Origin of the sequence: Enterobacter sp. BIDMC 30 (assembly GCF_000534355.1) — a bacterium.
In the GTDB taxonomy this organism is placed as follows: domain Bacteria; phylum Pseudomonadota; class Gammaproteobacteria; order Enterobacterales; family Enterobacteriaceae; genus Enterobacter; species Enterobacter ludwigii.
Genome location: NZ_KI973169.1, coordinates 353287 through 379441, shown reverse-complemented (window position 1 = coordinate 379441; position 26155 = coordinate 353287). Strand labels below are relative to the sequence as shown.

The 26155-nt window shown below is 56.3% G+C and carries 21 protein-coding genes; 15 read left to right on the top strand and 6 right to left on the bottom strand.

Annotated elements, in window-relative coordinates; all coding sequences use genetic code 11:
- Positions 1 to 76: 76 nt before the first annotated feature.
- From argE to L466_RS20455, 5 genes are all read left to right on the top strand, one after another.
- Positions 77 to 1228, top strand: coding sequence for an acetylornithine deacetylase (gene argE / locus L466_RS20435; protein WP_020883942.1), 1152 nt, complete (start codon positions 77 to 79; stop codon positions 1226 to 1228).
- Between the two features lie 270 nt (positions 1229 to 1498).
- The gene (ppc, locus tag L466_RS20440) at positions 1499 to 4150 is read left to right on the top strand and encodes a phosphoenolpyruvate carboxylase (RefSeq protein ID WP_014172182.1); all 2652 of its coding nucleotides are present in this window, start codon (positions 1499 to 1501) and stop codon (positions 4148 to 4150) included.
- A 63-nt stretch (positions 4151 to 4213) separates the two neighbouring features.
- A complete protein-coding gene (locus L466_RS20445) occupies positions 4214 to 4978 on the top strand; it encodes a helix-turn-helix transcriptional regulator (RefSeq protein ID WP_032680079.1) in 765 nt (254 codons plus the stop codon).
- A 128-nt stretch (positions 4979 to 5106) separates the two neighbouring features.
- A complete protein-coding gene (gene fsa, locus L466_RS20450) occupies positions 5107 to 5769 on the top strand; it encodes a fructose-6-phosphate aldolase (protein ID WP_032679238.1) in 663 nt (220 codons plus the stop codon).
- 12 nt (positions 5770 to 5781) lie between these two features.
- A complete protein-coding gene (locus L466_RS20455) occupies positions 5782 to 6885 on the top strand; it encodes a bifunctional L-1,2-propanediol dehydrogenase/glycerol dehydrogenase (protein ID WP_032680077.1) in 1104 nt (367 codons plus the stop codon).
- A gap of 49 nt (positions 6886 to 6934) precedes the next feature.
- On the opposite strand, the gene katG is transcribed toward L466_RS20455, so the two are convergent.
- The 4 genes from katG to metB all read right to left on the bottom strand — a co-directional run bounded on the left by katG (position 6935) and on the right by metB (position 14037).
- Positions 6935 to 9115: a catalase/peroxidase HPI gene (gene katG, locus L466_RS20460; protein WP_025202761.1), complete on the bottom strand. Its 2181-nt coding sequence runs from the start codon at positions 9113 to 9115 to the stop codon at positions 6935 to 6937.
- Between the two features lie 209 nt (positions 9116 to 9324).
- Positions 9325 to 10215: a methylenetetrahydrofolate reductase gene (metF, locus tag L466_RS20465; protein WP_014172187.1), complete on the bottom strand. Its 891-nt coding sequence runs from the start codon at positions 10213 to 10215 to the stop codon at positions 9325 to 9327.
- A gap of 226 nt (positions 10216 to 10441) precedes the next feature.
- Positions 10442 to 12874 carry a bifunctional aspartate kinase/homoserine dehydrogenase II gene (locus tag L466_RS20470; RefSeq protein ID WP_032680076.1) on the bottom strand — a complete coding sequence of 811 codons (2433 nt, stop codon included), beginning with the start codon at positions 12872 to 12874 and terminating at the stop codon, positions 10442 to 10444.
- Positions 12875 to 12876: 2 nt separating this feature from the next.
- Complete coding sequence (gene metB / locus L466_RS20475) at positions 12877 to 14037, bottom strand: cystathionine gamma-synthase (RefSeq protein ID WP_014172189.1); 1161 nt, start codon at positions 14035 to 14037, stop codon at positions 12877 to 12879.
- A gap of 276 nt (positions 14038 to 14313) precedes the next feature.
- Between metB and metJ the strand changes: the two genes are divergently transcribed.
- The gene (gene metJ, locus L466_RS20480; protein WP_007369220.1) at positions 14314 to 14631 is read left to right on the top strand and encodes a met regulon transcriptional regulator MetJ; all 318 of its coding nucleotides are present in this window, start codon (positions 14314 to 14316) and stop codon (positions 14629 to 14631) included.
- A 48-nt stretch (positions 14632 to 14679) separates the two neighbouring features.
- On the opposite strand, the gene rpmE is transcribed toward metJ, so the two are convergent.
- The gene (rpmE, locus tag L466_RS20485) at positions 14680 to 14892 is read right to left on the bottom strand and encodes a 50S ribosomal protein L31 (protein WP_003862040.1); all 213 of its coding nucleotides are present in this window, start codon (positions 14890 to 14892) and stop codon (positions 14680 to 14682) included.
- Between the two features lie 200 nt (positions 14893 to 15092).
- Here rpmE and priA point away from each other — a divergent pair, with 200 nt between their 5' ends.
- From priA to rraA, 7 genes are all read left to right on the top strand, one after another.
- Complete coding sequence (priA, locus tag L466_RS20490) at positions 15093 to 17288, top strand: primosomal protein N' (RefSeq protein WP_032679240.1); 2196 nt, start codon at positions 15093 to 15095, stop codon at positions 17286 to 17288.
- A gap of 119 nt (positions 17289 to 17407) precedes the next feature.
- On the top strand, positions 17408 to 18433 hold the full coding sequence (gene cytR, locus L466_RS20495; RefSeq protein ID WP_020883949.1) for a DNA-binding transcriptional regulator CytR: 1026 nt from the start codon (positions 17408 to 17410) through the stop codon (positions 18431 to 18433).
- Positions 18434 to 18526: 93 nt separating this feature from the next.
- Positions 18527 to 19528 (top strand): cell division protein FtsN, encoded by a 1002-nt coding sequence (ftsN, locus tag L466_RS20500; RefSeq protein ID WP_014172193.1) that lies wholly within the window; start codon positions 18527 to 18529, stop codon positions 19526 to 19528.
- 94 nt (positions 19529 to 19622) lie between these two features.
- Positions 19623 to 20153, top strand: a complete 531-nt coding sequence (hslV, locus tag L466_RS20505) for an ATP-dependent protease subunit HslV (RefSeq protein ID WP_014172194.1) — start codon at positions 19623 to 19625, stop codon at positions 20151 to 20153.
- A 9-nt stretch (positions 20154 to 20162) separates the two neighbouring features.
- Positions 20163 to 21494: an HslU--HslV peptidase ATPase subunit gene (hslU, locus tag L466_RS20510; RefSeq protein WP_014172195.1), complete on the top strand. Its 1332-nt coding sequence runs from the start codon at positions 20163 to 20165 to the stop codon at positions 21492 to 21494.
- A 68-nt stretch (positions 21495 to 21562) separates the two neighbouring features.
- A complete protein-coding gene (gene menA, locus L466_RS20515) occupies positions 21563 to 22483 on the top strand; it encodes a 1,4-dihydroxy-2-naphthoate polyprenyltransferase (protein WP_014172196.1) in 921 nt (306 codons plus the stop codon).
- A 92-nt stretch (positions 22484 to 22575) separates the two neighbouring features.
- Positions 22576 to 23061 (top strand): ribonuclease E activity regulator RraA, encoded by a 486-nt coding sequence (rraA, locus tag L466_RS20520; RefSeq protein WP_014172197.1) that lies wholly within the window; start codon positions 22576 to 22578, stop codon positions 23059 to 23061.
- A gap of 59 nt (positions 23062 to 23120) precedes the next feature.
- On the opposite strand, the gene zapB is transcribed toward rraA, so the two are convergent.
- On the bottom strand, positions 23121 to 23360 hold the full coding sequence (zapB, locus tag L466_RS20525; protein WP_008501806.1) for a septal ring assembly protein ZapB: 240 nt from the start codon (positions 23358 to 23360) through the stop codon (positions 23121 to 23123).
- A gap of 398 nt (positions 23361 to 23758) precedes the next feature.
- Between zapB and L466_RS20530 the strand changes: the two genes are divergently transcribed.
- Positions 23759 to 24604, top strand: coding sequence for an MIP/aquaporin family protein (locus tag L466_RS20530; RefSeq protein ID WP_014885705.1), 846 nt, complete (start codon positions 23759 to 23761; stop codon positions 24602 to 24604).
- A gap of 21 nt (positions 24605 to 24625) precedes the next feature.
- Complete coding sequence (gene glpK / locus L466_RS20535; RefSeq protein WP_014172201.1) at positions 24626 to 26134, top strand: glycerol kinase GlpK; 1509 nt, start codon at positions 24626 to 24628, stop codon at positions 26132 to 26134.
- Positions 26135 to 26155: the final 21 nt, after the last annotated feature.

Sequence of the window (26155 nt, the reverse complement as noted above, 5' to 3'; positions counted from 1 at the left end):
TGCTCAACGTTAATGTATTTTTATTCACATTTATTGCATGAATATTGATACTATCACGACCTAAGGTGTGTCAACAATGAAAATGAACTTACCGCCATTTATCGAGATTTACCGCGCCCTGATTGCCACACCCTCCATCAGTGCGACCGAAGAAGCGCTGGATCAGAGCAATGAGTCTTTAATCAATCTGCTGGCAGGTTGGTTTAGCGATATTGGGTTTAACGTTGAGGTTCAGCCCGTTCCCGGAACACGCCATAAATTTAACCTGCTCGCCAGTACCGGACAGGGTGCCGGCGGCCTGCTGCTGGCCGGTCATACCGATACCGTTCCCTTTGACGATGGTCGCTGGACGCGCGATCCGTTCACCCTGACCGAGCATGACAACAAGCTTTACGGTCTGGGCACCGCCGACATGAAAGGCTTTTTTGCTTTTATCCTCGATGCGCTGCGTGACGTGGACGTGACAACGCTGAAGAAACCGCTCTACATTCTGGCCACTGCCGATGAAGAGACCAGCATGGCCGGGGCGCGCTACTTCTCTGAAAACACCTCAATTCGCCCGGATTGCGCCATTATTGGTGAACCAACGTCACTGCAGCCAATCCGTGCCCACAAAGGCCATATCTCCACGGCGGTGCGCGTGCTGGGCCAGTCAGGCCACTCCAGCGATCCGGCGCGCGGCGTCAACGCCATCGAACTGATGCACGACGCCATCGGCCGCATCATGCAGTTGCGCGACTCGCTGAAAGAGCGTTATCACTACGACGCATTCACCGTGCCTTATCCGACGCTGAACCTCGGCAGCCTGCACGGTGGTGATGCATCCAACCGTATCTGCGCCTGCTGCGAACTGCATATGGATATCCGTCCGCTGCCGGGCATGACGCTGAGCGATCTCGACGGCCTGTTGACCGAAGCGCTGGCGCCGGTCAGCGAGCGCTGGCCGGGCCGCCTGACGGTCTCCGAGCTTCATCCGCCGATCCCTGGCTACGAATGTCCACCGGATCATCAACTGGTTGAAGTCGTGGAAAAGCTGCTCGGTGAGAAAACCGACGTGGTGAACTATTGCACCGAAGCACCGTTTATTCAGACCCTGTGTCCTACGCTGGTGCTTGGCCCGGGTTCCATCAACCAGGCCCACCAGCCGGATGAATATCTGGAAACGCGCTTTATCAAACCGACCCGTGAACTGATTACCCAGGTCGTGCATCACTTCTGCTGGCATTAAAATGCCCCTGAGGGTTCCCTCTCCCGGTGGGAGAGGGTCAGGGTAAGGGCAACAAATCCCGCGATCTTCGTCACATTCCCATAAGCATCTCTTATCTGACGCAAAGCGAATTAAATTTCGTAAATTACCCACATTTATTCGTTTGCTGAACCGTTTTCGCAGCAATTGACGACGGGGGTTTTACGTGGCTTTATAAAGGGAGATGACAAAATATTGTCCAAAAGATTTTCGATTGGGCATAAACAAAAATGATGGGGTGACTGGGTTTTTATGAACGAACAATATTCCGCGTTGCGTAGTAATGTCAGTATGCTCGGCAAAGTGCTTGGAGATACCATCAAAGATGCGTTGGGGGAAAACATCCTCGACCGCGTTGAAACCATCCGCAAGCTGTCAAAATCTTCCCGTGCAGGTAACGAGGCCAGTCGTCAGGAGCTGCTCACCACCTTGCAGAACCTTTCTAACGATGAGCTGCTGCCCGTTGCCCGCGCCTTCAGCCAGTTTCTGAACCTGGCAAACACCGCTGAGCAATACCACAGCATTTCGCCGAATGGCGAAGCTGCCAGCAACCCGGAAGTCATTGCCCGTACGCTTCGTAAACTGAAAGACCAGCCAGACCTCAACGAAGACATCATCAAAAAAGCGGTGGAATCCCTTTCGCTGGAGCTGGTTCTGACCGCTCACCCAACCGAAATCACTCGCCGCACCCTGATCCACAAAATGGTGGAAGTGAACAACTGCCTCAAGCAGCTGGATAACAAAGACATTGCTGACTACGAGCGCAACCAGCTGATGCGCCGTCTGCGCCAGCTGATTGCCCAGTCCTGGCACACCGATGAAATTCGTAAGCATCGTCCAAGCCCGGTCGACGAAGCCAAATGGGGCTTTGCAGTGGTGGAAAATAGCCTGTGGGAAGGGGTGCCGAACTACCTGCGTGAGCTGAACGAGCAGCTGGAAGCGAATCTGGATTACCGCCTGCCGGTCGATTTTGTGCCGGTGCGCTTCACCTCCTGGATGGGCGGCGACCGTGACGGCAACCCGAACGTCACCGCGGAAATTACCCGCCACGTGCTCCTGTTGAGCCGCTGGAAAGCAACCGATCTGTTCCTGAAAGATATTCAGGTATTGATCTCCGAGCTGTCGATGGTAGAGGCCACGCCTGAACTGCGCGCGCTGGCCGGCGAAGAAGGTGCCAGCGAGCCGTATCGTTTCCTGATGAAAAAACTGCGTGGCCAACTGATGGCGACGCAGGCCTGGCTGGAAGCGCGTCTGAAAGGCCAGCGCCTGCCAAAGCCGGAAGGCCTGCTGAGCCAGAACGAGCAGCTCTGGGAGCCGCTGTATGCCTGCTATAAATCACTGCAGGCCTGCGGAATGGGCATCATCGCGAATGGCGAATTGCTCGACACCCTGCGCCGCGTGAAGTGTTTCGGCGTGCCGCTGGTGCGTATTGACGTCCGTCAGGAAAGCACCCGTCATACCGAAGCGCTGGGCGAACTGACCCGCTATCTCGGCATCGGCGACTATGAAAGCTGGTCCGAAGCGGACAAACAAGCCTTCCTGATCCGCGAACTGAACTCCAAGCGTCCCCTGCTGCCACGTAACTGGGAGCCAAGCAACGAAACCCGCGAGGTGCTCAACACCTGTAAAGCGATCGTTGATGCGCCGAAAGGATCGGTGGCTGCCTATGTGATCTCCATGGCGAAAACGCCGTCTGACGTGCTGGGCGTTCACCTTCTGCTCAAAGAAGCCGGTATCGACTATGCCCTTCCGGTTGCACCGCTGTTTGAAACCCTTGATGACCTGAACAACGCCAACGACGTCATGACGCAGCTGCTGAATATCGACTGGTACCGCGGCTTTATTCAGGGCAAACAGATGGTGATGATTGGCTATTCCGACTCCGCAAAAGACGCGGGCGTCATGGCGGCATCCTGGGCGCAGTATCAGGCACAGGATGCGTTGATCAAAACCTGTGAAAAAGCGGGCATCGAACTGACGCTGTTCCACGGACGCGGCGGCTCGATTGGCCGTGGTGGCGCGCCAGCGCATGCGGCACTGCTGTCACAACCGCCGGGAAGCCTGAAAGGCGGCCTGCGTGTGACCGAACAGGGCGAAATGATCCGCTTCAAGTACGGCCTGCCGGAAGTGACCATCAGCAGCCTGTCGCTCTATACCAGTGCAATTCTGGAAGCGAACCTGCTGCCACCACCAGAGCCGAAAGAGTCCTGGTGCCATATCATGGACGAGCTGTCAGATATCTCCTGCGATCTGTACCGCGGCTACGTGCGTGAAAACAAAGATTTTGTGCCTTACTTCCGTTCAGCTACCCCTGAGCAGGAGCTGGGTAAACTGCCGCTGGGTTCACGTCCGGCTAAGCGCCGCCCGACCGGTGGCGTAGAGTCTCTGCGTGCCATCCCGTGGATCTTCGCCTGGACCCAGAACCGTCTGATGCTGCCCGCCTGGCTGGGCGCAGGCGCGGCGCTGCAGAAAGTGGTGGAAGATGGCAAACAGAACGAACTGGAAACCATGTGCCGCGACTGGCCATTCTTCTCCACCCGTCTGGGTATGCTGGAGATGGTCTTCTCGAAAGCAGACCTGTGGCTGGCGGAATACTACGATCAGCGTCTGGTGAAGCCTGAGCTGTGGACGCTGGGTAAAGAGCTGCGCGAACTGCTGGAAGACGACATCAAAGTGGTGCTGGACATTGCTAACGACTCGCACCTGATGGCGGATCTGCCGTGGATTGCCGAGTCCATCCAGCTGCGTAATATCTACACCGACCCCCTGAACGTCCTGCAGGCGGAGCTGCTGCACCGTTCACGTCTGGCGGAAGAAGAAGGTAAAGAGCCGGATCCACGCGTCGAACAGGCGTTGATGGTGACGATTGCAGGCGTTGCGGCAGGTATGCGTAACACAGGCTAATCCATTGGCTTCATACAGGCCCGGCAGCGCTAACGCTGCCGGGCGATATCCGGTATTCACGCCATGCACCACGACATCAGCACCCTTCTGACCGACCTCATTAATGGCACCATAGCGCTACGTGACGTACGGTTTGTCGCCCCGCCCGACCCACACTCCCGCACATCGCCTTGCCTGGTCATTAACCTCGATAATGCCTGCGAAGCGTGGTTTTCTTCCTCTGCGGAGGGGTTACTTCATACCGGACACGCGCTCAGCATCAGCTTCGGTAAACAGCAGCTGTCGTTTCGTCTTTATCGGGATAACGTGCTTATACAGCACCAGCAGGTTGCCCGGCGCGGCCCCCGAACCGGAGCGTTTCTCCTGCAAACGCTGGCCGAGCTGCAGATGCAGCCTGATGAACAGGAAACGGCCAGACTGGTGGTACTGAGTATGCTCAGCCACTGTCGCGATCTTCTTGGCAGCGACATTCACACTGACAGCCGCAGTCGCGCTCTGTTTGAAGCCATCCGGCGCTATCTCGATGAACATCACGCCTCACCGCTGACCCGCGATTCCGTGGCGCGGGCGTTTTATATTTCACCCAACTACCTTTCACATCTGTTTCAGAAGACCGGGAACGTGGGGTTCAATGAATACCTGACCCAAACGCGTCTGGAACACGCGCGCCAGTTGCTCAAGGGTTATGATCTAAAAATCAAAGACATTGCCGCCCGCTGCGGCTTTACAGACAGCAACTACTTCTGCCGCCTCTTTCGTAAACATACCGAACGCTCCCCTTCCGAGTACCGCCGCCAGTATCACAGCCAGCTGACTGCCAAAAACTAGCATTGTGATCGCCCTCTCACTTCACTAAGCACATTACATTTGTCCAGTATTTGGCAAAATTGACCTGTATCACCGGCCAGCAGCCCCACCTTATCCTTAAGTTAACCTTTCTGACTTAAGGAAAAATAATGGAACTGTATCTGGATACCGCCAACGTGGCAGAGGTTGAGCGCCTGGCGCGCATTTTTCCGATTGCCGGCGTCACCACCAACCCGAGCATTGTAGCCGCCAGCGGCGAAACCCTCTGGAACGTACTGCCGCGTCTGCAAAACGCCATCGGGCCACAGGGTACGCTGTTTGCCCAGACCATGAGCCGTGAAGCCGAAGGGATGGTGGCAGAAGCCAAACGCCTGAGTAACGCCATTCCTGACATCGTGGTGAAAATCCCGGTGACCGCGCAGGGCCTTATAGCGATAAAAATGCTGAAAAAAGAGGGCATAACCACGTTGGGCACGGCCGTTTACAGCGCCGCCCAGGGTTTACTGGCCGCGCTGGCGGGAGCGAAATATGTCGCACCGTATGTTAACCGCGTCGACGCTCAGGGCGGGGACGGCATTCGTATGGTACAGGAGCTGCAATCCCTGCTCGAACGGCACGCCCCAGAAAGCAGCGTGCTGGCCGCCAGCTTCAAAACACCACGTCAGGCGCTGGACTGCCTGCTCGCCGGATGTGAAGCAATCACGCTTCCTTTAGATGTAGCGCAACAAATGCTCGGCACCCCGGCGGTAGAGTCAGCCATAGAGAAGTTTGAGCACGACTGGAAAAACGCGTTTGGTAACCTCAACCTCTAAGGGAGATCTGTTATGGACCGTATCATTCAATCGCCGGGGAAATATATCCAGGGCGCTGATGTTCTCACCCGTCTCGGCGACTATCTAAAACCACTGGCAACACGCTGGTTGGTTGTGGGCGATAAGTTTGTGCTGGGTTTTGCACAAGAGACCTTGCTTGAGAGTTTCAAAAAAGCGGAAATTCATGCTGAAATCGTGCCCTTCGGTGGCGAATGTTCGCAAAACGAAATCGATCGCCTGAAAAAACGGGCCGACGGCGCCGACTGTATGGCGGTGCTCGGTATCGGCGGCGGGAAAACGCTGGATACCGCCAAAGCGCTGGCGCATTTTATGGACGTGCCCGTTGCCATCGCCCCGACTATCGCCTCCACCGACGCCCCGTGCAGCGCCCTTTCTGTCATTTATACCGACAGCGGTGAATTCGATCGCTACCTGATGCTGCCGCATAACCCGAACATGGTGATTGTCGACACCCGGGTGGTGGCTGGCGCTCCGCCGCGTCTGCTGGCCGCCGGGATAGGCGATGCCCTTGCCACCTGGTTTGAAGCGCGCGCCTGTTCCCGTAGTGGCGCGATCACCATGGCGGGCGGAAAATGTACCCAGGCTGCGCTAGCCCTCGCCGAGTTGTGCTACAACACGTTAATTGAAGAGGGTGAGAAAGCGATGCTCGCGGCCGGGCAGCACGTGGTCACACCGGCGCTGGAGCGCATCATTGAAGCCAATACCTATCTGAGCGGCGTTGGATTTGAAAGCGGTGGACTGGCGGCCGCGCACGCCATTCACAACGGAATGACCGCCGTGCCGGAGGCACATTCGTTCTATCACGGTGAAAAAGTGGCGTTTGGGACGCTGACGCAACTGGTGCTGGAAAATGCCCCGGTAGAGGAAATTGAAACCGTCGCAGCGCTGTGTCACAGCGTAGGTTTGCCCATCACGCTGGCACAACTGAACATTAAAGAGGATATTCCGCTTAAAATGCGGCTGATTGCCGAGGCTGCCTGCGCAGAGGGTGAAACCATTCACAACATGCCAGGCGGGGTGTCACCGGATCAGGTTTACGCGGCGCTGCTGGTGGCCGATCAGTACGGGCAACGGTTCCTGCGGGAGTGGGCGTAACCGGTATTTCCGGATGGTAAAAAAATCCCCGCCGAAGCGGGGATTGTATTTACTGCAGATCAAACCGATCCAAATCCATCACCTTCGCCCAAGCGGCAACAAAGTCGCGGACGAATTTCTCATGGGCGTCGCTGCTGGCGTAAACCTCGGCCAGCGCGCGCAGCACGGCGTTCGAACCGAATACCAGATCGGCACGCGTGGCGGTGTATTTCACTTCACCGCTGGCGCGATCGCTGCCGGCAAACAGCTCGTTTGATTCATCGGTCGCTTTCCACTGGGTATTCATGTCCAGCAGGTTCACGAAGAAATCGTTGCTCAGCACGCCTTCACGATGGGTGAACACTCCGTTCTGACTGCCATCGAAGTTCGCCCCCAGTACGCGCAGACCGCCAATCAGCACCGTCAGTTCTGGTGCAGTGAGCGTCAGCTGCTGGGCCTTATCAATCAACAGAGACTCGGTAGTGGAGGCATCAACCTGTGCACGGTAGTTACGGAAGCCATCGGCAATCGGTTCGAGCAGGTTAAACATCTCGATATCCGTCTGATCCTGGCGCGCATCAACGCGGCCCGGCGTGAACGGTACATTGACGTAAACGCCGGCCTCTTTCGCCGCCTGTTCAACACCCACCACACCTGCCAGCACGATGATATCGGCCAGTGACGCTTTGTTGGTGGTACGCTGAATAGCTTCCAGGGCGGGTAACGCGCGAACCGCTGCGGCGTTAACTTCCCAGTCGCGCTGGGGTGCCAGTGCCAGACGCGCACCGTTGGCGCCGCCACGCTTATCGCCACCGCGGAAGGTCGATGCAGATGCCCAGGCAACGGAAACCAGGTCGCTCACGGACAGACCCGAGGCAATGATTTCCGCTTTCAGACTCTCGATGTCCTCTTTGGTCGGGTTGAACACCGCCTGCGGCAGTGGATCCTGCCAGATGAGATCTTCTTTCGGCACTTCCGGACCAATGTAACGCGCTTTTGGCCCCATATCACGGTGGGTCAGCTTGAACCACGCGCGCGCAAAGGCTTCGTTAAAGGCCTGCGGATCGTTCAGGAAGCGGCGGGAGATTTTCTCAAACTCGGGGTCAAAACGCAGCGTCAGATCGGTGACCAGCATCGTCGGTTTGCGCTTTTTCGACGGGTCGAACGGATCAGGCATAATGTCTGGTGCATCCACGGCTTCGAACTGAATCGCACCCGCCGGGCTGCGGGTCTGCACCCACTCGTATTTGAACAGGTTCTCGAAGAAGTAGTTACTCCACTGGGTCGGCGTTTGCGACCAGATGACTTCCAGCCCGGAGGTGATCGCATCTGCGCCAACACCGGTACCGTGCGTACTGGTCCAGCCCAGACCCTGCGCTTCAATTGGCGCGGCTTCCGGGTCGGCACCGACATGGGTCGCTTCACCTGCACCGTGGGTTTTACCGAGGGTATGACCGCCTGCAATCAACGCAACGGTCTCTTCGTCGTTCATCCCCATGTTGCCAAAGGTGGCACGGATCGCCGCGGCCGCTGACAGCGGTTCACCGCTGGCGTTTGGCCCTTCCGGGTTAACGTAAATCAGCCCCATTTCGGTGGCTGCCAGTGGGCGCTTCGCCAGTGCTTCCGGGTCACGGTGGGTGAGCCAGGCTTTTTCATCACCCCAGTTCACGTCCATATCCGGTTCCCAGACATCTTCACGCCCGGCCCCAAAACCAAAGGTACGGAAACCAGAGTTCTCCAGCGCCACGTTACCGGCAAGGATGAAGAGGTCAGCCCAGGAAATTTTTTGACCGTATTTTTGCTTGATAGGCCACAGGAGACGGCGCGCTTTATCCAGACTTACGTTATCTGGCCAGGAGTTCAGGGGGGCAAAGCGCTGTTGACCGCGCCCTGCGCCACCGCGACCGTCAACGGAGCGATAGGTACCTGCGCCGTGCCAGGCCATACGGATAAACAGGCCGGCATAGCTGCCCCAGTCGGCTGGCCACCACGGCTGAGAGTCGGTCAGAAGTGCTTTGAGATCGCCCTTGAGCGCTGAGTAATCAAGTTTGCTGAATTCTTTGCGGTAGTCAAAGTCTTCACCCAGAGGGTTAGAACGGTTGGAATGTTGATTAAGAAGATCGACGCGGAGTTGTTTTGGCCACCAGTCGCGGCTGCCTGTGCCTGCCCCCGCGCTGTGATCGACGCTGCCCTGATGGAACGGGCACTTGCCGATTGATGCCGCATTATTGCTGTCGTCTGACGTGCTCATCGCTATGCTCCCTTTTACAGTGTTACCGTTACGATATACGCCCTTGTTGATAAGGTATAGTTGAGATAACCCACAGATTCGATAGTTAATTCCGTTTAATTTCCCATTGAAAGTATGTGCGTTCTGTACGTCAAAGGCAGCATTGCTGATATGGCGGGGAAATAAAACCCTTATAAATCAAAAAACCCTCCGAAGAGGGCTTCTATTTATTATGCGCCAGGCCGAACACCCAGCGTATGGCAAATGGCGTAACTCATTTCCGCGCGGTTGAGCGTATAGAAGTGGAAATCCTTCACTCCTTCACGACTCAAGATCTTCACCATGTCCATCGCGATGTTTGCGCCCACCAGCTTGCGTGTTTCCGGATCATCGTCCAGCCCTTCGTACATTTTAGACATCCAGTGCGGAATGCGCACATTGGTCATATCGGCAAATTTCTTCGCCTGTTTGAAGTTAGAGACCGGCAAAATTCCCGGGATAATTTCGACGTCTATGCCCGCGGACACACAGCGGTCACGAAAGCGCAGGTAGCTTTCCACATCAAAGAAGAACTGGGTAATGGCGCGGTTCGCACCGGCGTCCACTTTACGCTTCAGGTTAAGCAGATCCGCCTGGGCGCTTTTCGCTTCCGGGTGAACTTCAGGATAAGCAGCAACGGAAATGTCGAAGTCTGCGACCTCTTTCAGCAGCGCGACCAGATCGGTGGCGTACATGTCCGGTTTACCGCTCCCCGGCGGCAGGTCACCGCGCAGGGCGACGATATGGCGAATACCGTTGTTCCAGTAGTCCTGGGCAATGGCACGCAGCTCATCGCGCGTCGCGTCGATACAGGTCAGGTGCGGAGCCGCTTCCAGACCCGTACGGTCCTTAATGCCTTTAATGATGCTGTGCGTACGGTCACGCTCACCGGAGTTGGCACCGTAGGTGACGGAGACAAACTTCGGTTTCAGGCTGCTCAGGCGATCGATAGAGCTCCAGAGGGTTTGCTCCATTTCACTGGTGCGCGGCGGGAAAAATTCAAAAGAGACGTTAATCTGACCATTTACTTCGGCCAGGCTCTGATTCAGGGCTTCCCGCTGGTTGGCGTGAAAAAAGCTCATACCTTACCTCATCAATCGCGTGTCATTGTGTGTTGTGTTTCGAACTTCTATACGTTTAGACGTCCAGATGTAAAAATGACGGAAAAGCGGAGGGACGTCAACAGAAATAATCGCCAGGAATGGTGAGGAATGCTCAGGGAAGATGAAGGGAGTTCATGATGGCGGGTGAGTGCGGTCTGATGCCCTCACTCTGTCCCTCTCCCACCGGGAGAGGGAACAAGAAAGATTACAGCAGTTTAGCCAGACGGTTGATGTCGGACTGGATGGCCCCGGCGGTCACATCGCGCCCCGCACCCGGGCCACGGATCACCAGTGGGTTATCACGGTACCAGCGGCTTTCAATGGCGAAAACATTATCGCACGGCAGCAGTGCCGCCAGCGGATGTTCAGGACGAACCGCCTCGACACCCACACGTGCTTTTCCGTTCGCTTCGAAACGCGCCACGTAGCGCAGCACCAGGCCCATCTCGTTTGCCGCTTCCAGACGTTGCACCATCTGCTCGTTCAGCTCTTCGCCGTTCTCGAAGAAGTGGTCGACAGAGTCGTTCTCACAGCCAGCAGGCACCAGCGACTCAACGCGCACGGCATCAGGTTCGATGTCATAACCGGCTTCGCGCGCCAGGATCACCAGCTTACGCATAACGTCTTTACCGGAGAGGTCAACGCGTGGGTCAGGTTCCGTTAAGCCCTGCTGCCATGCCTGATCCACCAGGTCAGTGAACGGCACGGTGCCATCAAACTGCAGGAACAGCCAGGAGAGCGTGCCGGAGAAGATGCCACTCAGCGCCAGAATGCTGTCGCCGCTTTCAATCAAATCACGCACGGTATGGTTAACCGGCAAGCCAGCGCCCACCGTGGCGTTATACAGCCAGTGACGGCCTGTCTTTTCAAACGCGTCGTGGATTTGACGGTACTTGTCCGTGCTGCTCGCCCCCGCCAGCTTATTGGCGCTAATAACATGGAAACCGTGGCTGGCGAAATCAAGATACTGATCGGCAAGCTGTTCACTGGCGGTCACGTCCAGCACCACCAGATCGTCATACGGGTGCGCGCGCATCCAGAGGAACAGCGACTCTTCGTCCTGTTCAACCGCTTCATCGTTAAAGAAGGCCAGCGCCCGGCTGGCGTCCAGCCCTTCGTAGTTCAACAGGCTGCGGCGGCTGTCCACCACGCCCGCGAGAATAAATTCAAACCCGGTACGCGCTGAGAGAGTCACCTGCTCGCGCGCGAACAGCTCCAGCCAGCGTGAGCCGATGTTTCCTTTGCCAAACAGCACCAGTCCAATGCGTTTCTCCGCACGGAACAGAGAGGTATGCAGCCCCTGAATCAGACTCTCGGTGGGTCCTTTACGCAGTACGGCCACCAGGCTGATGCCCTCTTCCGACTGCCAGGTGAATTCAACCGGCTGGCCTTTCAGCTGCTGCCAGAAACGGTGGCAGTGCAGCGGGTTGCGGGTAACGCCCGCCCCCACCATCGCCACCAGCGCCAGACCCTGACGCAGGCGAAGCTCGCCCGGCAGGCCCGCTTCATCAAGAATTTTCAGGGCGCTGTCCGCCACTTCGGCGGTGTAGCAGAACTGCAGCAGCTGGCGGTCGTTATGCACGCCAACGGCGAGCGGACGCACCTGGGCGCGTTTAAGGATCAGGTCGATGTCTTTGTGTGCCAGTTTGAAATCCTGGCCCGCCGGGACCTGGAACTCAATCAGGCAGATGTCGTCATGGCTGGTCACAATTCGCGCCCCCGTACCGGACGCCAGGACGCGTTCGATACGGGTAGAGCCTTGATCCGGGGTGTAACTACAGCGCAGCTGCAGGTCGATGTCGCTCCCCGAAACCGGCTGTAGCGTACGCGCATGCAGAACCGGTGCCGCCAGGCGGGCCAGCTCGCTGGCCTCGTCCAGACGCAGCAGCGGCAGCAGGCAGGCATCTTTCACTTTACGCGGGTCAGCACTGTAGACACCGGCCACGTCGCTCCAGATGGTGACGCGGGAAACGCCTGCCAGCGCACCAATTTGCGTCGCTGAGTAGTCAGAGCCGTTACGTCCCAGCAGCACGGTTTCACCGGCACTGCTGCGGCTGATAAAGCCGGTCACCACAATACGTTTGCCCGGATGCTGAACCAGCAGCTGTTGCAGCAGCGGATATGACAAGCCTTCATCCACCTGCGGCTGAGCGGCGCGTTCGGCGCGCAGGAAGTCACGCGCGTCAAGCCAGGCTGCATCCACGCCCAGGTGTTGCAGCACGGCCGCCATCAGGCGCGCAGACCACACTTCACCGTGGCCGACCACCTCGGCATACACCGCGTCGGTAATACCGCTGTCCAGCAGGGCAGCCAGACGCTCAAGGTCATGCGTAAAGGCGCTAATCAATCCGTCCGCGACGTCCGCAGGCAGTAAGCCGGCAATCAGCTCACTCTGGTAACGACGTAAGGACTGTTGCACCTGATGCGCAGAGAGGCGATCGGTCTGACTCAGTTTGAGCCAGCTAATCAACTGGTTGGTGGTGCTGCCAGCCGCGGAGACAACCATCATGTCCCCCGGCTGCGAATACTCTGTCATGATCCCTGCGACACGCAGGTAACACTTCACATCAGCAAGACTACTACCACCAAACTTGTGCAGTTGACGACCCTTCGCCCCTGCCTGCGCTATCACACTCATGATTACCCCTTGGCTGCGACCCGGAAGCCATTTTCCAGATCGGCAATTAAATCTTCAGAATCTTCAATACCGGTCGAGATACGCAGCAGCGTCTCAGAAATACCGGCGGCGGCACGTGCTTCTGGTGCCATACCTGCGTGCGTCATGGTCGCGGCGTGGGAGATCAAGCTTTCAACCCCACCTAATGATTCCGCCAGCGTAAACAATGACAGCCCGCTCAGGAAGCGACGCAGCGTTTGCTCGTCACCGTCCAGTTCAAAACTTAACATCGCGCCAAATCCCTTTTGTTGACGCGCGGCAATCTCGTGCCCCTGGTTTTCCGGCAGCGACGGGTGATAGAGCTTTTTCACCAGCGGCTGGGTCTTCAGGAAATCGACAATCGCCTGAGCATTGCGCTGCGCCACTTCCATGCGCGGCGACAGCGTGCGGATACCGCGCAACAACAGGTAGCTGTCGAAAGCGCTCGCAGTGACGCCAATGTTATTGGCCCACCATGCCAGTTCGGTGACAACGTCGGGATCTTTTGCAATCACCACGCCCGCTACCACATCAGAATGACCGTTCAGATATTTTGTGCATGAATGCAATACCAGATCGGCACCCAGCGCAAGCGGGTTCTGAAGGGCCGGACTGAGGAAGGTATTATCCACTACACTTATCGCTCCCGCATCCCTTGCGCGCTGACAAATTTTCGCAATATCGACGACGCGCAACAATGGATTGCTTGGACTTTCCACCAGCACCAGCTTCGGTTTCTCTGCCAGCGCCTGTTTCAGCGCCTGTTCGTCGTTTTGATCGACAAACAGTACGCGGTAGCACCCGCGTTTTGCGAGGCTGTCAAACAGACGATAGCTACCACCGTAACAGTCGTGCGGTGCCACCAGCAGGTCGCCCGGCTTCAGAAATACCGTCGTCACCAGGTGAATCGCAGACATCCCGGTGTTGGTTAACACGGCGCCTGCACCGCCTTCCAGCTCCGCCAGCGTGCGCTGGGTCACGTCACGCGTCGGGTTGCCGCGACGGGAGTAGTCATGCGCACGGGGTTCATTAAAACCGGTAAAATTGTAAGTACTGGAAAGATGAATTGGCGGGACAACACAGCCGTACTGCTCGTCATCATTTAATCCGCTACGCACTGCGATGGTGGCCTGTTTACGCGTCATGGTGAAGGCTTCCTGGCTAAAAGAGGTGAAAAGTCAGGCACCAGAGTAAACACTGAAAGTATGGACGTCAATACATCTGGACATCTAAACTTCTTTGCGTATAGATTGAGCAATGCGCAAATAGCCGTTAAAATTATATGCTTTAGTGCACGCTGCAGCGGCAATATCCGTGCCACGGTATCGTCTCTACGGTAAACTACGCTGGATTACGGTCAAAACTGGCGATGACGGGTTTTGCACCTTTAGATTAATGACTGAGAGGATTAAAGGTATCTCATGGCTGAATGGAGCGGCGAATATATCAGCCCATACGCTGAGCACGGTAAGAAGAGTGAGCAAGTAAAGAAAATTACGGTTTCCATTCCTCTGAAGGTGTTGAAGATCCTCACCGATGAACGTACGCGTCGTCAGGTGAACAACCTGCGCCACGCGACCAACAGCGAACTGCTGTGCGAAGCGTTTCTGCATGCGTTTACCGGTCAACCGTTGCCAAACGATGAAGATCTGCGCAAAGAGCGTAGTGATGAAATTCCGGAAGAGGCGAAGGTGATCATGCGTGAACTGGGTATCGACCCGGATACGTGGGAATACTGAGAAGCGGATACAAAAAAGGCACCTTGCGGTGCCTTTTTTTCGGGAAACTTACTTAGCGCCCGGGATGCTGAAACGCTTGTTGAAGCGGTCAACACGGCCACCGGTTGCAACATCACGCTGCTTACCAGTGTAGAACGGGTGGCATTTGCCGCACACGTCCAGGTTCAGATCGTGACCCACGGTAGAGCGGATCTGGATAGAGTTACCGCAAGAACAGTTTGCAGTAATCATTTCGTATTTCGGGTGAATATCTTTTTTCATGGGAGAACCTCAGTTAAGGCCGCGTCGCTCTTCCAGCCCTAACGCCAGACACCACGCGATGTTGAATGTAAGTTCTTTGGCGTAAAGTACACCAAAGGCGGCGAATCATACAGAATTTGACCAACGTATGCAAACTGATCCGCACGCCGCTTTCACTAATGTGTATACTAACGCGCCACTTTTCAAGTCAGGAAGATTCGATGCCCGTCGCTCACGTTGCCCTGCCCGTTCCGCTTCCCCGCACCTTTGACTATCTGCTGCCTGACAGCATGAGCGCCAAAGCGGGCTGTCGCGTGACCGTGCCATTTGGCAAACAGCAGCGTATTGGGATTGTGGTGTCGGTAAGCGATAAGAGCGAATTGCCGCTCAATGAGCTGAAAGCCGTCGCAGAGGTACTGGACAGCGAGCCCGTTTTCTCCACCAGCACCTGGCGGCTCCTGCTGTGGGCGGCAGATTACTACCATCACCCCATCGGCGATGTCCTGTTCCACGCCCTGCCTGTTATGCTTCGTCAGGGTAAAAGTGCCAGCCACGCTCCCCTCTGGTACTGGTTTGCCACTGAAGAGGGCCAGGCGGTCGATATCAATAGCCTGAAACGCTCGCAGAAACAGCAGCAGGCGCTGGCGGCCCTGCGTCAGGGGAAAATCTGGCGACATCAGGTTGACGAGCTTGAGGTGAGTGAAACGGCGCTACAGGCCCTGCGCAAAAAAGGGCTGAGCGAACTGGCAAGCGAGGCGCCTGCCCTTTATGACTGGCGGGACAGTTTCTCCGTTTCAGGGGATCGTCTGCGACTCAACACCGAGCAGGCCACCGCCGTAGGAGCCATTCACAGCGCCTCCGATCATTTCTCCGCCTGGCTACTGGCAGGGGTCACCGGCTCCGGCAAAACAGAAGTGTATCTCAGCGTACTGGAAAACGTGCTTGCGCAGGGTAAACAGGCGCTGGTGATGGTTCCGGAAATCGGCCTTACGCCACAAACCATCGCCCGTTTTCGCGAGCGGTTTAATGCGCCGGTTGAAGTGTTACATTCGGGCCTGAACGACAGCGAGCGCCTCAGCGCCTGGCTGAAAGCCAAAAACGGCGAAGCGGCGATTGTGATTGGCACCCGTTCCTCGCTGTTTACGCCGTTTAAAAACCTCGGCGTTATCGTCATCGATGAAGAGCATGACAGCTCCTATAAGCAACAGGAAGGCTGGCGCTATCACGCCCGCGATCTGGCCGTTTATCGCGCCCACAGCGAGCAAATCCCGATTATTCTTGGCTCCGCGACGCCCGCCCTCGAAACGCTGCATAACGTTCGCCAGCGTAAATACCACATGCTGCGCCTGACGCGGCGCGCAGGGAACGCGCGCCCTGCCATTCAGCATGTGCTGGATCTAAAAGGCCAGCAGGTGCAGGCGGGGTTAGCGCCTGCGCTTATCACCCGGATGCGCCAGCATTTGCAGGCCGGTAATCAGGTCATTTTGTTCCTTAACCGCCGCGGGTTTGCCCCGGCGCTGCTGTGTCACGACTGCGGCTGGATTGCCGAATGCCCGCGCTGCGACCACTACTACACGTTCCATCAGGCCCAGCGCCATTTGCGCTGCCACCACTGCGACAGCCAGCGGCCGGTACCACGCCAGTGTCCGTCATGTGGCTCAACGCATATCGTGCCGGTCGGTCTGGGGACGGAGCAACTGGAGGAGGCCCTTAAGCCTTTCTTCCCTGACGTTCCTCTTTCCCGCATCGACCGTGACACCACCAGCCGCAAAGGGGCGCTGGAACAGCAGCTGGCGGAAGTGCATCGCGGTGGCGCACGCATTCTGATTGGCACGCAGATGCTGGCCAAAGGGCACCACTTCCCGGACGTAACGCTGGTCGCCCTGCTGGACGTAGACGGCGCGCTGTTTTCGGCCGATTTTCGCTCAGCAGAACGTTTTGCCCAGCTTTATACCCAGGTTGCCGGACGTGCCGGTCGCGCAGGCAAACAGGGTGAGGTGGTTTTACAGACCCACCATCCTGAACATCCGTTACTGCAAACCCTGCTGCATAAAGGCTATGACGCGTTTGCGGAGCAGGCGCTGGCAGAACGCCAGACGATGCAGCTTCCGCCGTGGACCAGCCACGTCATCATCCGCGCAGAAGATCACAACAACCAGCAGGCACCGCTTTTCCTGCAGCAGCTGAGAAACCTCCTGCAGGCCAGTCCGCTGGTGGATAACCCGCTGTGGATACTGGGGCCGGTGCCGGCGCTGGCACCAAAGCGTGGTGGACGTTTCCGCTGGCAGATTTTGCTCCAGCACCCTTCGCGCATCCGCCTGCAACATATCGTCAGCGGCGCGCTGGTGCTGATCAATACCCTACCGGAAGCGCGCAAAGTGAAGTGGGTGCTGGACGTTGATCCTATCGAAGGCTGAAGACGGATCGAAAAATTTAACGCTCCTCACACTTTTTATGAAAATTCTGTAACCGATTCCATTAACTATCTGTAAAAATGGTGGCGTCAGAAGTTCGGTGTTCAGGCGAGGAGAAGACGTTGAAGTCCAGGAAAGAGGTTGCCACGGCGACCATGAAAGACGTTGCCCAGAAAGCACAAGTCTCTACGGCAACCGTGTCCCGCGCATTAATGAACCCGGATAAAGTCTCCCAGGCGACCCGTAACCGGGTAGAGCAGGCTGCGCTGGAAGTGGGCTATTTCCCGCAGGCGATGGGACGAAACGTTAAACGCAATGAGTCGCGCACCATCCTGGTGATTGTGCCGGACATCTGCGATCCCTTCTTCAGCGAGATTATTCGCGGTATCGAAGTGACAGCGGCAGAGCAAGGTTATCTGGTGCTGATTGGCGACTGTGCTCACCAGAACCAGCAGGAAAAAACCTTTATCGACCTCATTATTACCAAGCAGATCGACGGCATGTTGCTGCTTGGGTCTCGCCTGCCGTTTGATGCCAGCATTGAAGAGCAGCGCAATTTACCGCCGATGGTGATGGCCAACGAGTTTGCACCCGAGCTGGAGCTGCCGACGGTACATATTGATAACCTGACCGCCGCGTTCAACGCCGTCAACTATCTTCAGGAGCTGGGGCACAAGCGTATTGGCTGCATTGCCGGGCCGGAAGAGATGCCATTGTGCCACTACCGCCTGCAGGGCTACGTTCAGGCGCTGCGCCGTACCGGCGTCACCGTCGACCCGCACTACATTGCTCGCGGGGATTTCACCTTTGAAGCCGGTGGACAGGCGCTGGAGAAGCTGCTGGATCTGCCCGAGCCGCCGACCGCGGTGTTCTGTCACAGCGATGTGATGGCACTGGGGGCATTATCGTATGCGAAGCGCCGCGGCCTGCGCATACCGAAAGATTTGTCGATCATCGGATTCGATAATATTTCGCTGTCAGAATTTTGCGATCCTCCACTCTCGACTGTGGCGCAGCCGCGCTATGATATTGGGCGTGAAGCGATGCTTCTTCTGCTGGATCAGCTGCATGGTCAAACAGTTAACAGCGGCTCGCGGTTGCTGGACTGTGAATTGATTGTGCGCGGTTCTACCCAGGCATTGACTTAAAGTAAATGTCTTTCAGACACCCTTATCTGGTCAAAGCCCCGCCGCTTAAGTAACATGGCGGGCTGACGAACGAATAAATACAGCGAAACGATAGTGGCACAACGAGATTATGTACGTCGCGGCCAGCCGGCACCTTCGCGACGCAAAAAGAGTAGCTCAAGGAAAAAGCAACGTAACCTGCCTGCTGTCTCGCCAGCGATGGTCGCTATTGCTGCGGCTGTAGTCGTGGCCTTTATTGGTGGTCTGTACTTTATCACGCACCATAAAAAAGAAGAGTCCGAGGCGCTTCAGGCCAGCAAGGTTGCCGGAAACGGCCTTCCGCCGAAGCCTGAAGAGCGCTGGCGCTATATCAAAGAGCTGGAAAGCCGTCAGCCTGGCGTACGTGCGCCGACCGAACCTTCAGCGGGTGGCGAAGTGCAAAATGCCAGCCAGTTGACGGATGAACAGCGTCAGTTGCTGGCACAAATGCAGGCCGATATGCGCCAGCAGCCTACGCAGCTGAACGAAGTGCCGTGGAACGAGCAGACGCCGGAACAGCGTCAGCAAACGCTGCAGCGTCGTCAGGCGCAGCAGCAGCTCCAACAGCAACAGCAGCAACAACAGCAGTGGGCGCAAACCCAGCCAGTGCAGCAGCCTAAAACGCAGCCACGGGTGACGGAACAGCCGTATCAGCAGCAAACGCGAACGGCGCAGTCCCAGCCAGTGCAGCAACCGCCGAAGGCCCAGCCGCAGAAACAGGCGGCTCAGCCGTATCAGGATCTGCTGCAGACGCCGGCGCATACCACTGCGCAGCAGCCGAAAACGCAGCAGGCCGCACCGGTAACCAAAGAGACCGATGCGCCGAAGCAGACTGCTGAGAAAAAAGACGAACGCCGCTGGATGGTGCAATGTGGTTCATTCAAAGGTGCTGAGCAGGCGGAAACGGTGCGCGCACAGCTGGCTTTTGAAGGGTTTGATTCACGCATTACCACCAATAACGGCTGGAATCGCGTGGTGATTGGCCCGGTCAAAGGCAAAGAAAATGCCGACGGAACCATTTCCCGTTTGAAAGTGGCGGGACACACAAACTGCATTCGACTCGCTACCGGGGGTTGAAACCCCCAAATTCCCCCCCATCTATCATTCTATTCAGCCCTGAGCACAGGCTCAGGGCTACTGTTTCCCGATTCTGTAACCAGGGGGTCTGCTCGTGACAACAATAGTAAGTGTACGCCGTAACGGCCACGTGGTAATCGCCGGTGATGGCCAGGCCACGCTGGGTAATACCGTAATGAAAGGCAACGTGAAGAAAGTTCGTCGTTTATACAACGACAAAGTGATCGCCGGTTTTGCAGGCGGCACGGCTGACGCCTTCACGCTGTTCGAACTGTTTGAACGCAAACTGGAAATGCACCAGGGTCACCTGGTGAAAGCCGCCGTTGAGCTGGCGAAAGACTGGCGTACTGATCGCATGCTGCGCAAACTTGAAGCGCTACTGGCGGTGGCCGATGAAACCGCTTCGCTTATCATCACCGGTAACGGTGACGTCATTCAGCCTGAAAACGACCTGATTGCTATTGGCTCTGGTGGCCCGTACGCCCAGGCTGCAGCCCGTGCGCTGTTGGAAAACACCGACATGAACGCGCGCGATATCGCGGTGAAGGCGTTGGATATTGCAGGTGATATCTGCATCTATACCAACCACAACCACACCATCGAAGAATTACCGTCTAAAGCGTAAGGATCTCCCATGTCTGAAATGACCCCACGCGAAATTGTCAGCGAACTGGACAAGCATATTATCGGCCAGGACAACGCCAAGCGCTCCGTGGCTATTGCCCTGCGTAACCGCTGGCGCCGCATGCAGCTCGAAGAAGAGCTGCGCCATGAAGTGACGCCAAAAAACATTCTGATGATCGGCCCGACCGGTGTCGGTAAAACCGAAATCGCCCGTCGTCTGGCGAAACTGGCTAACGCCCCGTTCATCAAAGTCGAAGCCACCAAGTTCACCGAAGTGGGCTATGTGGGAAAAGAAGTGGACTCCATCATTCGCGATCTGACCGACTCGGCGATCAAAATGGTGCGCGTCCAGGCGATTGAGAAAAACCGCTACCGCGCCGAAGAGATGGCGGAAGAGCGCATTCTTGACGTCCTGATCCCACCGGCGAAGAACAACTGGGGCCAGGCTGAACAGCAGGCTGAGCCGTCAGCGGCGCGTCAGGCGTTCCGCAAAAAACTGCGTGAAGGCGAGCTGGACGACAAAGAGATTGAGATCGATCTTGCTGCTGCCCCTATGGGTGTGGAAATCATGGCACCGCCTGGCATGGAAGAGATGACCAGCCAGCTGCAGTCCATGTTCCAGAACCTGGGCGGCCAGAAGCAGAAAGCGCGTAAGCTGAAAATCAAAGACGCGATGAAGCTGCTGATCGAAGAAGAAGCGGCGAAACTGGTGAACCCGGAAGAGCTGAAGCAGGATGCTATCGACGCGGTTGAGCAGCACGGTATCGTGTTTATCGACGAAATCGACAAAATCTGTAAGCGTGGCGAATCCTCAGGCCCGGATGTCTCCCGTGAAGGCGTTCAGCGCGACCTGTTGCCGCTGGTTGAAGGCTGCACCGTCTCCACCAAACACGGTATGGTCAAAACAGACCACATCCTATTTATCGCCTCTGGCGCATTCCAGGTGGCGAAACCGTCTGACCTGATCCCGGAGCTGCAGGGTCGTCTGCCGATTCGCGTGGAGCTGCAGGCGCTGACCACTGAAGATTTCGAACGCATCCTGACCGAGCCAAATGCCTCTGTGACCGTACAGTACAAAGCGCTGATGGCAACCGAAGGTGTGAACATCGAGTTCACTGAAGACGGTATCAAACGCATCGCCCAGGCCGCCTGGCAGGTCAACGAAACCACCGAGAACATCGGTGCCCGTCGTCTGCACACCGTGCTGGAGCGCCTGATGGAAGATATCTCTTATGATGCGAGCGACCTGAACGGTCAAAGCATTACCATTGACGCAGAATATGTGGGTAAACACCTGGATGCGTTAGTGGCAGATGAAGATCTGAGCCGTTTTATCCTATAATCGCGGTTACTGCATTCTCATCACGTTTAATGGGGGCTAAAGCCCCCATTTTTATTGGCTAAATTACTATGACTGACATCAGCCGTACTCAGGCGTGGCTCGAAAGTCTGCGCCCTAAAACTCTTCCTCTGGCCTTTGCCGCCATTATCGTCGGTACGGCGCTTGCCTGGTGGCAAGGCTATTTCGATCCGCTGGTTGCCGGGCTGGCACTGATTACCGCCGGTCTGCTGCAAATTCTCTCCAATCTCGCCAACGACTATGGCGATGCGGTTAAAGGCAGCGACAAACCCGACCGTATCGGGCCACTGCGCGGTATGCAGAAAGGGGTCATTACCCAGGCGCAGATGAAGCGCGCGCTGATCATCACCGTGGCGCTGATTTGTCTTTCCGGCCTGGCGCTGGTAACGGTCGCGTCTAAAACCCCCAGCGATTTCATTGGTTTCCTGGTACTGGGTTTGCTCGCCATTATTGCCGCCATTACCTATACCGTCGGTACCCGCCCTTACGGGTATATTGGGCTGGGTGATATCTCCGTGCTGGTGTTCTTCGGCTGGCTGAGCGTGATGGGGAGCGGGTACTTACAGGCACATACCCTGATCCCGGCCCTGTTCCTGCCGGCAACCGCCTGCGGCATGCTGGCGACGGCGGTGCTTAACATCAACAACCTGCGCGATATCGACAGCGACCGTGAGAACGGCAAAAACACGCTGGCCGTGCGTCTGGGGCCCGTTAATGCACGCCGTTATCATGCGTGTCTGCTGCTGGGCGCTCTGCTGTGCCTGGCGCTGTTTAACGTTATCTCGCTGCACAGCATATGGGGCTGGCTGTTTGTACTCGCCGCACCGCTGCTGATTAAGCAGGCGCGATTCGTCATGCGTGAACTCAGCCCTGCGGCCATGCCGCCAATGCTGGAGCGTACGGTAAAAGGGGCACTGCTGACTAACCTGTTGTTCGTCATCGGGATTGTCTTAAGTCAGACGCTGGGTTAACTGACAAATATCAATTAACAATTGATGATTTTGCCAACAACGCATTTAGCACGATATACTGAACACATTCGCAGCAACTGAGCGTTAAACCTATGAAATACGATACCTCCGAGCTTTGTGACATCTACCAGGAAGATGTCAACGTCGTTGAACCGCTGTTCTCCAACTTTGGTGGGCGGTCGTCGTTTGGCGGACAAATCGTCACGGTGAAATGTTTCGAGGATAACGGGTTGCTCTATGATCTGCTCGAACAGAACGGCCGTGGCCGCGTTCTGCTGGTTGATGGCGGGGGCTCCGTACGTCGTGCCCTCATTGATGCTGAGCTCGCCCGTCTTGCCGTACAGAACGAGTGGGAAGGCATTGTGGTGTATGGCTCAGTGCGCCAGGTGGACGATCTCGAAGACCTGGACATTGGCATTCAGGCTATCGCGGCCATTCCGGTGGGTGCTGCGGGTGAAGGTATCGGCGAAAGCGACGTGCGCGTCAATTTCGGCGGCGTGACCTTCTTCTCCGGTGACCATCTCTATGCCGATAACACCGGGATTATCCTTTCCGAAGATCCGCTGGATATCGAGTAATAAAAAAGCCGGGTGGCGGCGACGCCTTACCCGGCCTGTTCTGCATTTCCCGAAAGAAATTACACTTCTTCCATACGCCCCAGCAGCGCCTGCAGACGATCCTGCCAGCCATTCTGCTGTTCACGCAGCTGGTTGTTTTCGCGCTCCAGTTCTTCACGGCTGTGCTGAGCGTTCTGAACTTCCTGCGCCAGGCTGTTGTTCTTCTCTTTCAGCTCTTCAATTTCCATCTGCAGCAGCGTGATGGTGTCAATCGCCTGCTGTACTTTCGATTCCAGTTTCTCAAACACTTCTAAAGACATGATCCTACCTCTCCTGAATTGCAAGGCGACGCTTTAACGTAAACGCGCACAACAGATATGCCGATTGTATGAAGCCCCGTCGCCCCTGTCCAGCGGCAGACCGCGCAGATCGTGGTTTGCAACACTTTTCGGCCTCGTCCTGGTGCGTTCGCGGCATATACCCCTAAATTGTTAACTGATTCGTTAATGAAATGATTCAGCTCACATTTTGCCATTGGTGTAAAAATGCGCTTTATGGCGCGAAAACGCTCATTTTATTGACGCAGACCACACATTTTGATTTCGATATTTCTCGTTTTTGCTCGTTAACGATAAATTAACACTATGTCTACAGGGCATCGTGGCTGTCACGGGCGGTCATGCTAACAATAAACATCAATTTCTTCAGGATTCCGATTATGAGTCAGACATCAACCTTAAAAGGCCAGTGCATTGCCGAGTTCCTTGGTACCGGGTTGTTGATATTCTTCGGAGTGGGCTGTGTTGCTGCACTGAAAGTGGCGGGTGCCAGTTTCGGTCAGTGGGAAATCAGTATTATCTGGGGTCTGGGCGTGGCGATGGCCATCTACCTGACCGCAGGGGTTTCCGGCGCACATCTTAACCCGGCGGTGACCATCGCGCTGTGGCTGTTCGCGTGCTTCGACGGACGCAAAGTTGTTCCCTTCATCCTTTCTCAGTTTGCCGGCGCGTTTTGCGCAGCGGCGTTAGTTTACGGGCTTTATTACAATCTTTTCATCGACTTCGAACAGACACATCATATGGTGCGTGGCAGTGTCGAAAGTCTGGATCTGGCAGGCATTTTCTCAACCTATCCCAACCCGCATATCAATTTTGTGCAGGCGTTCGCAGTTGAAATGGTGATTACCGCTATTCTGATGGGCGTTATCCTGGCGCTGACCGACGACGGAAACGGCATTCCGCGCGGCCCGCTGGCACCGCTACTGATTGGCCTGCTGATTGCGGTGATCGGCGCATCCATGGGCCCGCTGACCGGGTTTGCGATGAACCCGGCGCGTGATATCGGACCTAAAGCTTTTGCCTTTATCGCAGGATGGGGCGACGTGGCCTTCACCGGCGGTAAAGATATCCCTTACTTCCTGGTACCGCTGTTTGCACCGGTTGTCGGGGCTGCGCTGGGTGCATTTAGCTACCGCAAATTAATTGGTCGCCATTTACCGTGCGACACCTGTGTGGAAGAGGAGAAGGAAACGACTTCTACCGCACAACAAAAAGCTTCGCTGTAATCTGACTACGGGACACATACCATGACCGAAAAAAAATATATCGTTGCGCTCGACCAGGGCACTACCAGCTCCCGCGCTGTCGTAATGGATCATGACGCGAATATCGTCAGCGTGTCACAGCGCGAATTTGAGCAAATCTATCCTCGTCCAGGCTGGGTCGAACACGACCCTATGGAGATCTGGGCTTCACAAAGCTCCACGCTGGTAGAAGTGCTGGCGAAAGCCGATATCAGTTCCGACGAGATTGCCGCTATCGGTATTACCAACCAGCGTGAAACCACTATCGTCTGGGAGCGCGAAACCGGTAAGCCCATTTACAATGCCATCGTCTGGCAGTGCCGCCGTACATCAGAAATCTGCGAACAGCTGAAGCGCGACGGTATGGAAGACTATGTACGTAGCGCAACCGGTCTGGTCGTTGACCCGTATTTCTCCGGTACCAAAGTGAAATGGATCCTCGACCACGTTGAGGGTTCACGTGAACGTGCAAAACGCGGTGAGCTGCTGTTCGGTACCGTCGACACCTGGCTTATCTGGAAGATGACCCAGGGGCGTGTCCACGTCACTGATTACACCAACGCCTCGCGCACCATGCTGTTCAACATCAATACCCTGGAGTGGGATGACAAGATGCTGGACGCGCTGGATATCCCGCGCGCGATGTTGCCAGAAGTCCGCAAATCTTCTGAAGTTTACGGTCAGACCAATATCGGCGGCAAAGGCGGCACGCGTATTCCAATCGCCGGTATTGCCGGTGACCAGCAGGCGGCGCTGTTTGGCCAGCTGTGCGTTAAGGAAGGGATGGCGAAAAACACCTACGGCACCGGCTGCTTTATGCTGATGAACACCGGTGAGAAAGCGGTGAAATCAGAAAACGGCTTGCTGACCACCATCGCCTGCGGTCCACGCGGTGAAGTGAACTATGCGCTGGAAGGTGCGGTGTTCATGGCAGGTGCGTCTATTCAGTGGCTGCGTGACGAGATGAAACTCATCAGCGATGCGTTTGACTCCGAGTATTTCGCAACCAAAGTGAAGGACACCAACGGCGTGTATGTGGTTCCGGCCTTTACCGGTCTGGGCGCCCCCTACTGGGACCCGTATGCACGCGGCGCGATTTTCGGCCTGACCCGTGGGGTAAACTCGAACCACATTATCCGCGCGACGCTGGAATCCATTGCTTATCAGACGCGCGACGTACTGGAAGCGATGCAGGCTGACTCCGGCATTCGTCTGCATGCCCTGCGCGTGGACGGCGGCGCCGTTGCCAACAACTTCCTGATGCAGTTCCAGTCCGACATTCTGGGCACCCGCGTAGAGCGCCCGGAAGTTCGTGAAGTCACCGCGCTGGGTGCGGCGTATCTTGCAGGTCTGGCTGTCGGCTTCTGGCAGAATCTGGATGAACTGCAGGAAAAAGCGGTTATCGAACGCGAATTCCGCCCTGGCATCGAAACCACTGAGCGTAACTACCGCTACAGCGGCTGGAAGAAAGCGGTGAAACGCGCCCTGGCGTGGGAAGAGCACGAGCAGTAATTTCTCCCCTCACCCTTCCCC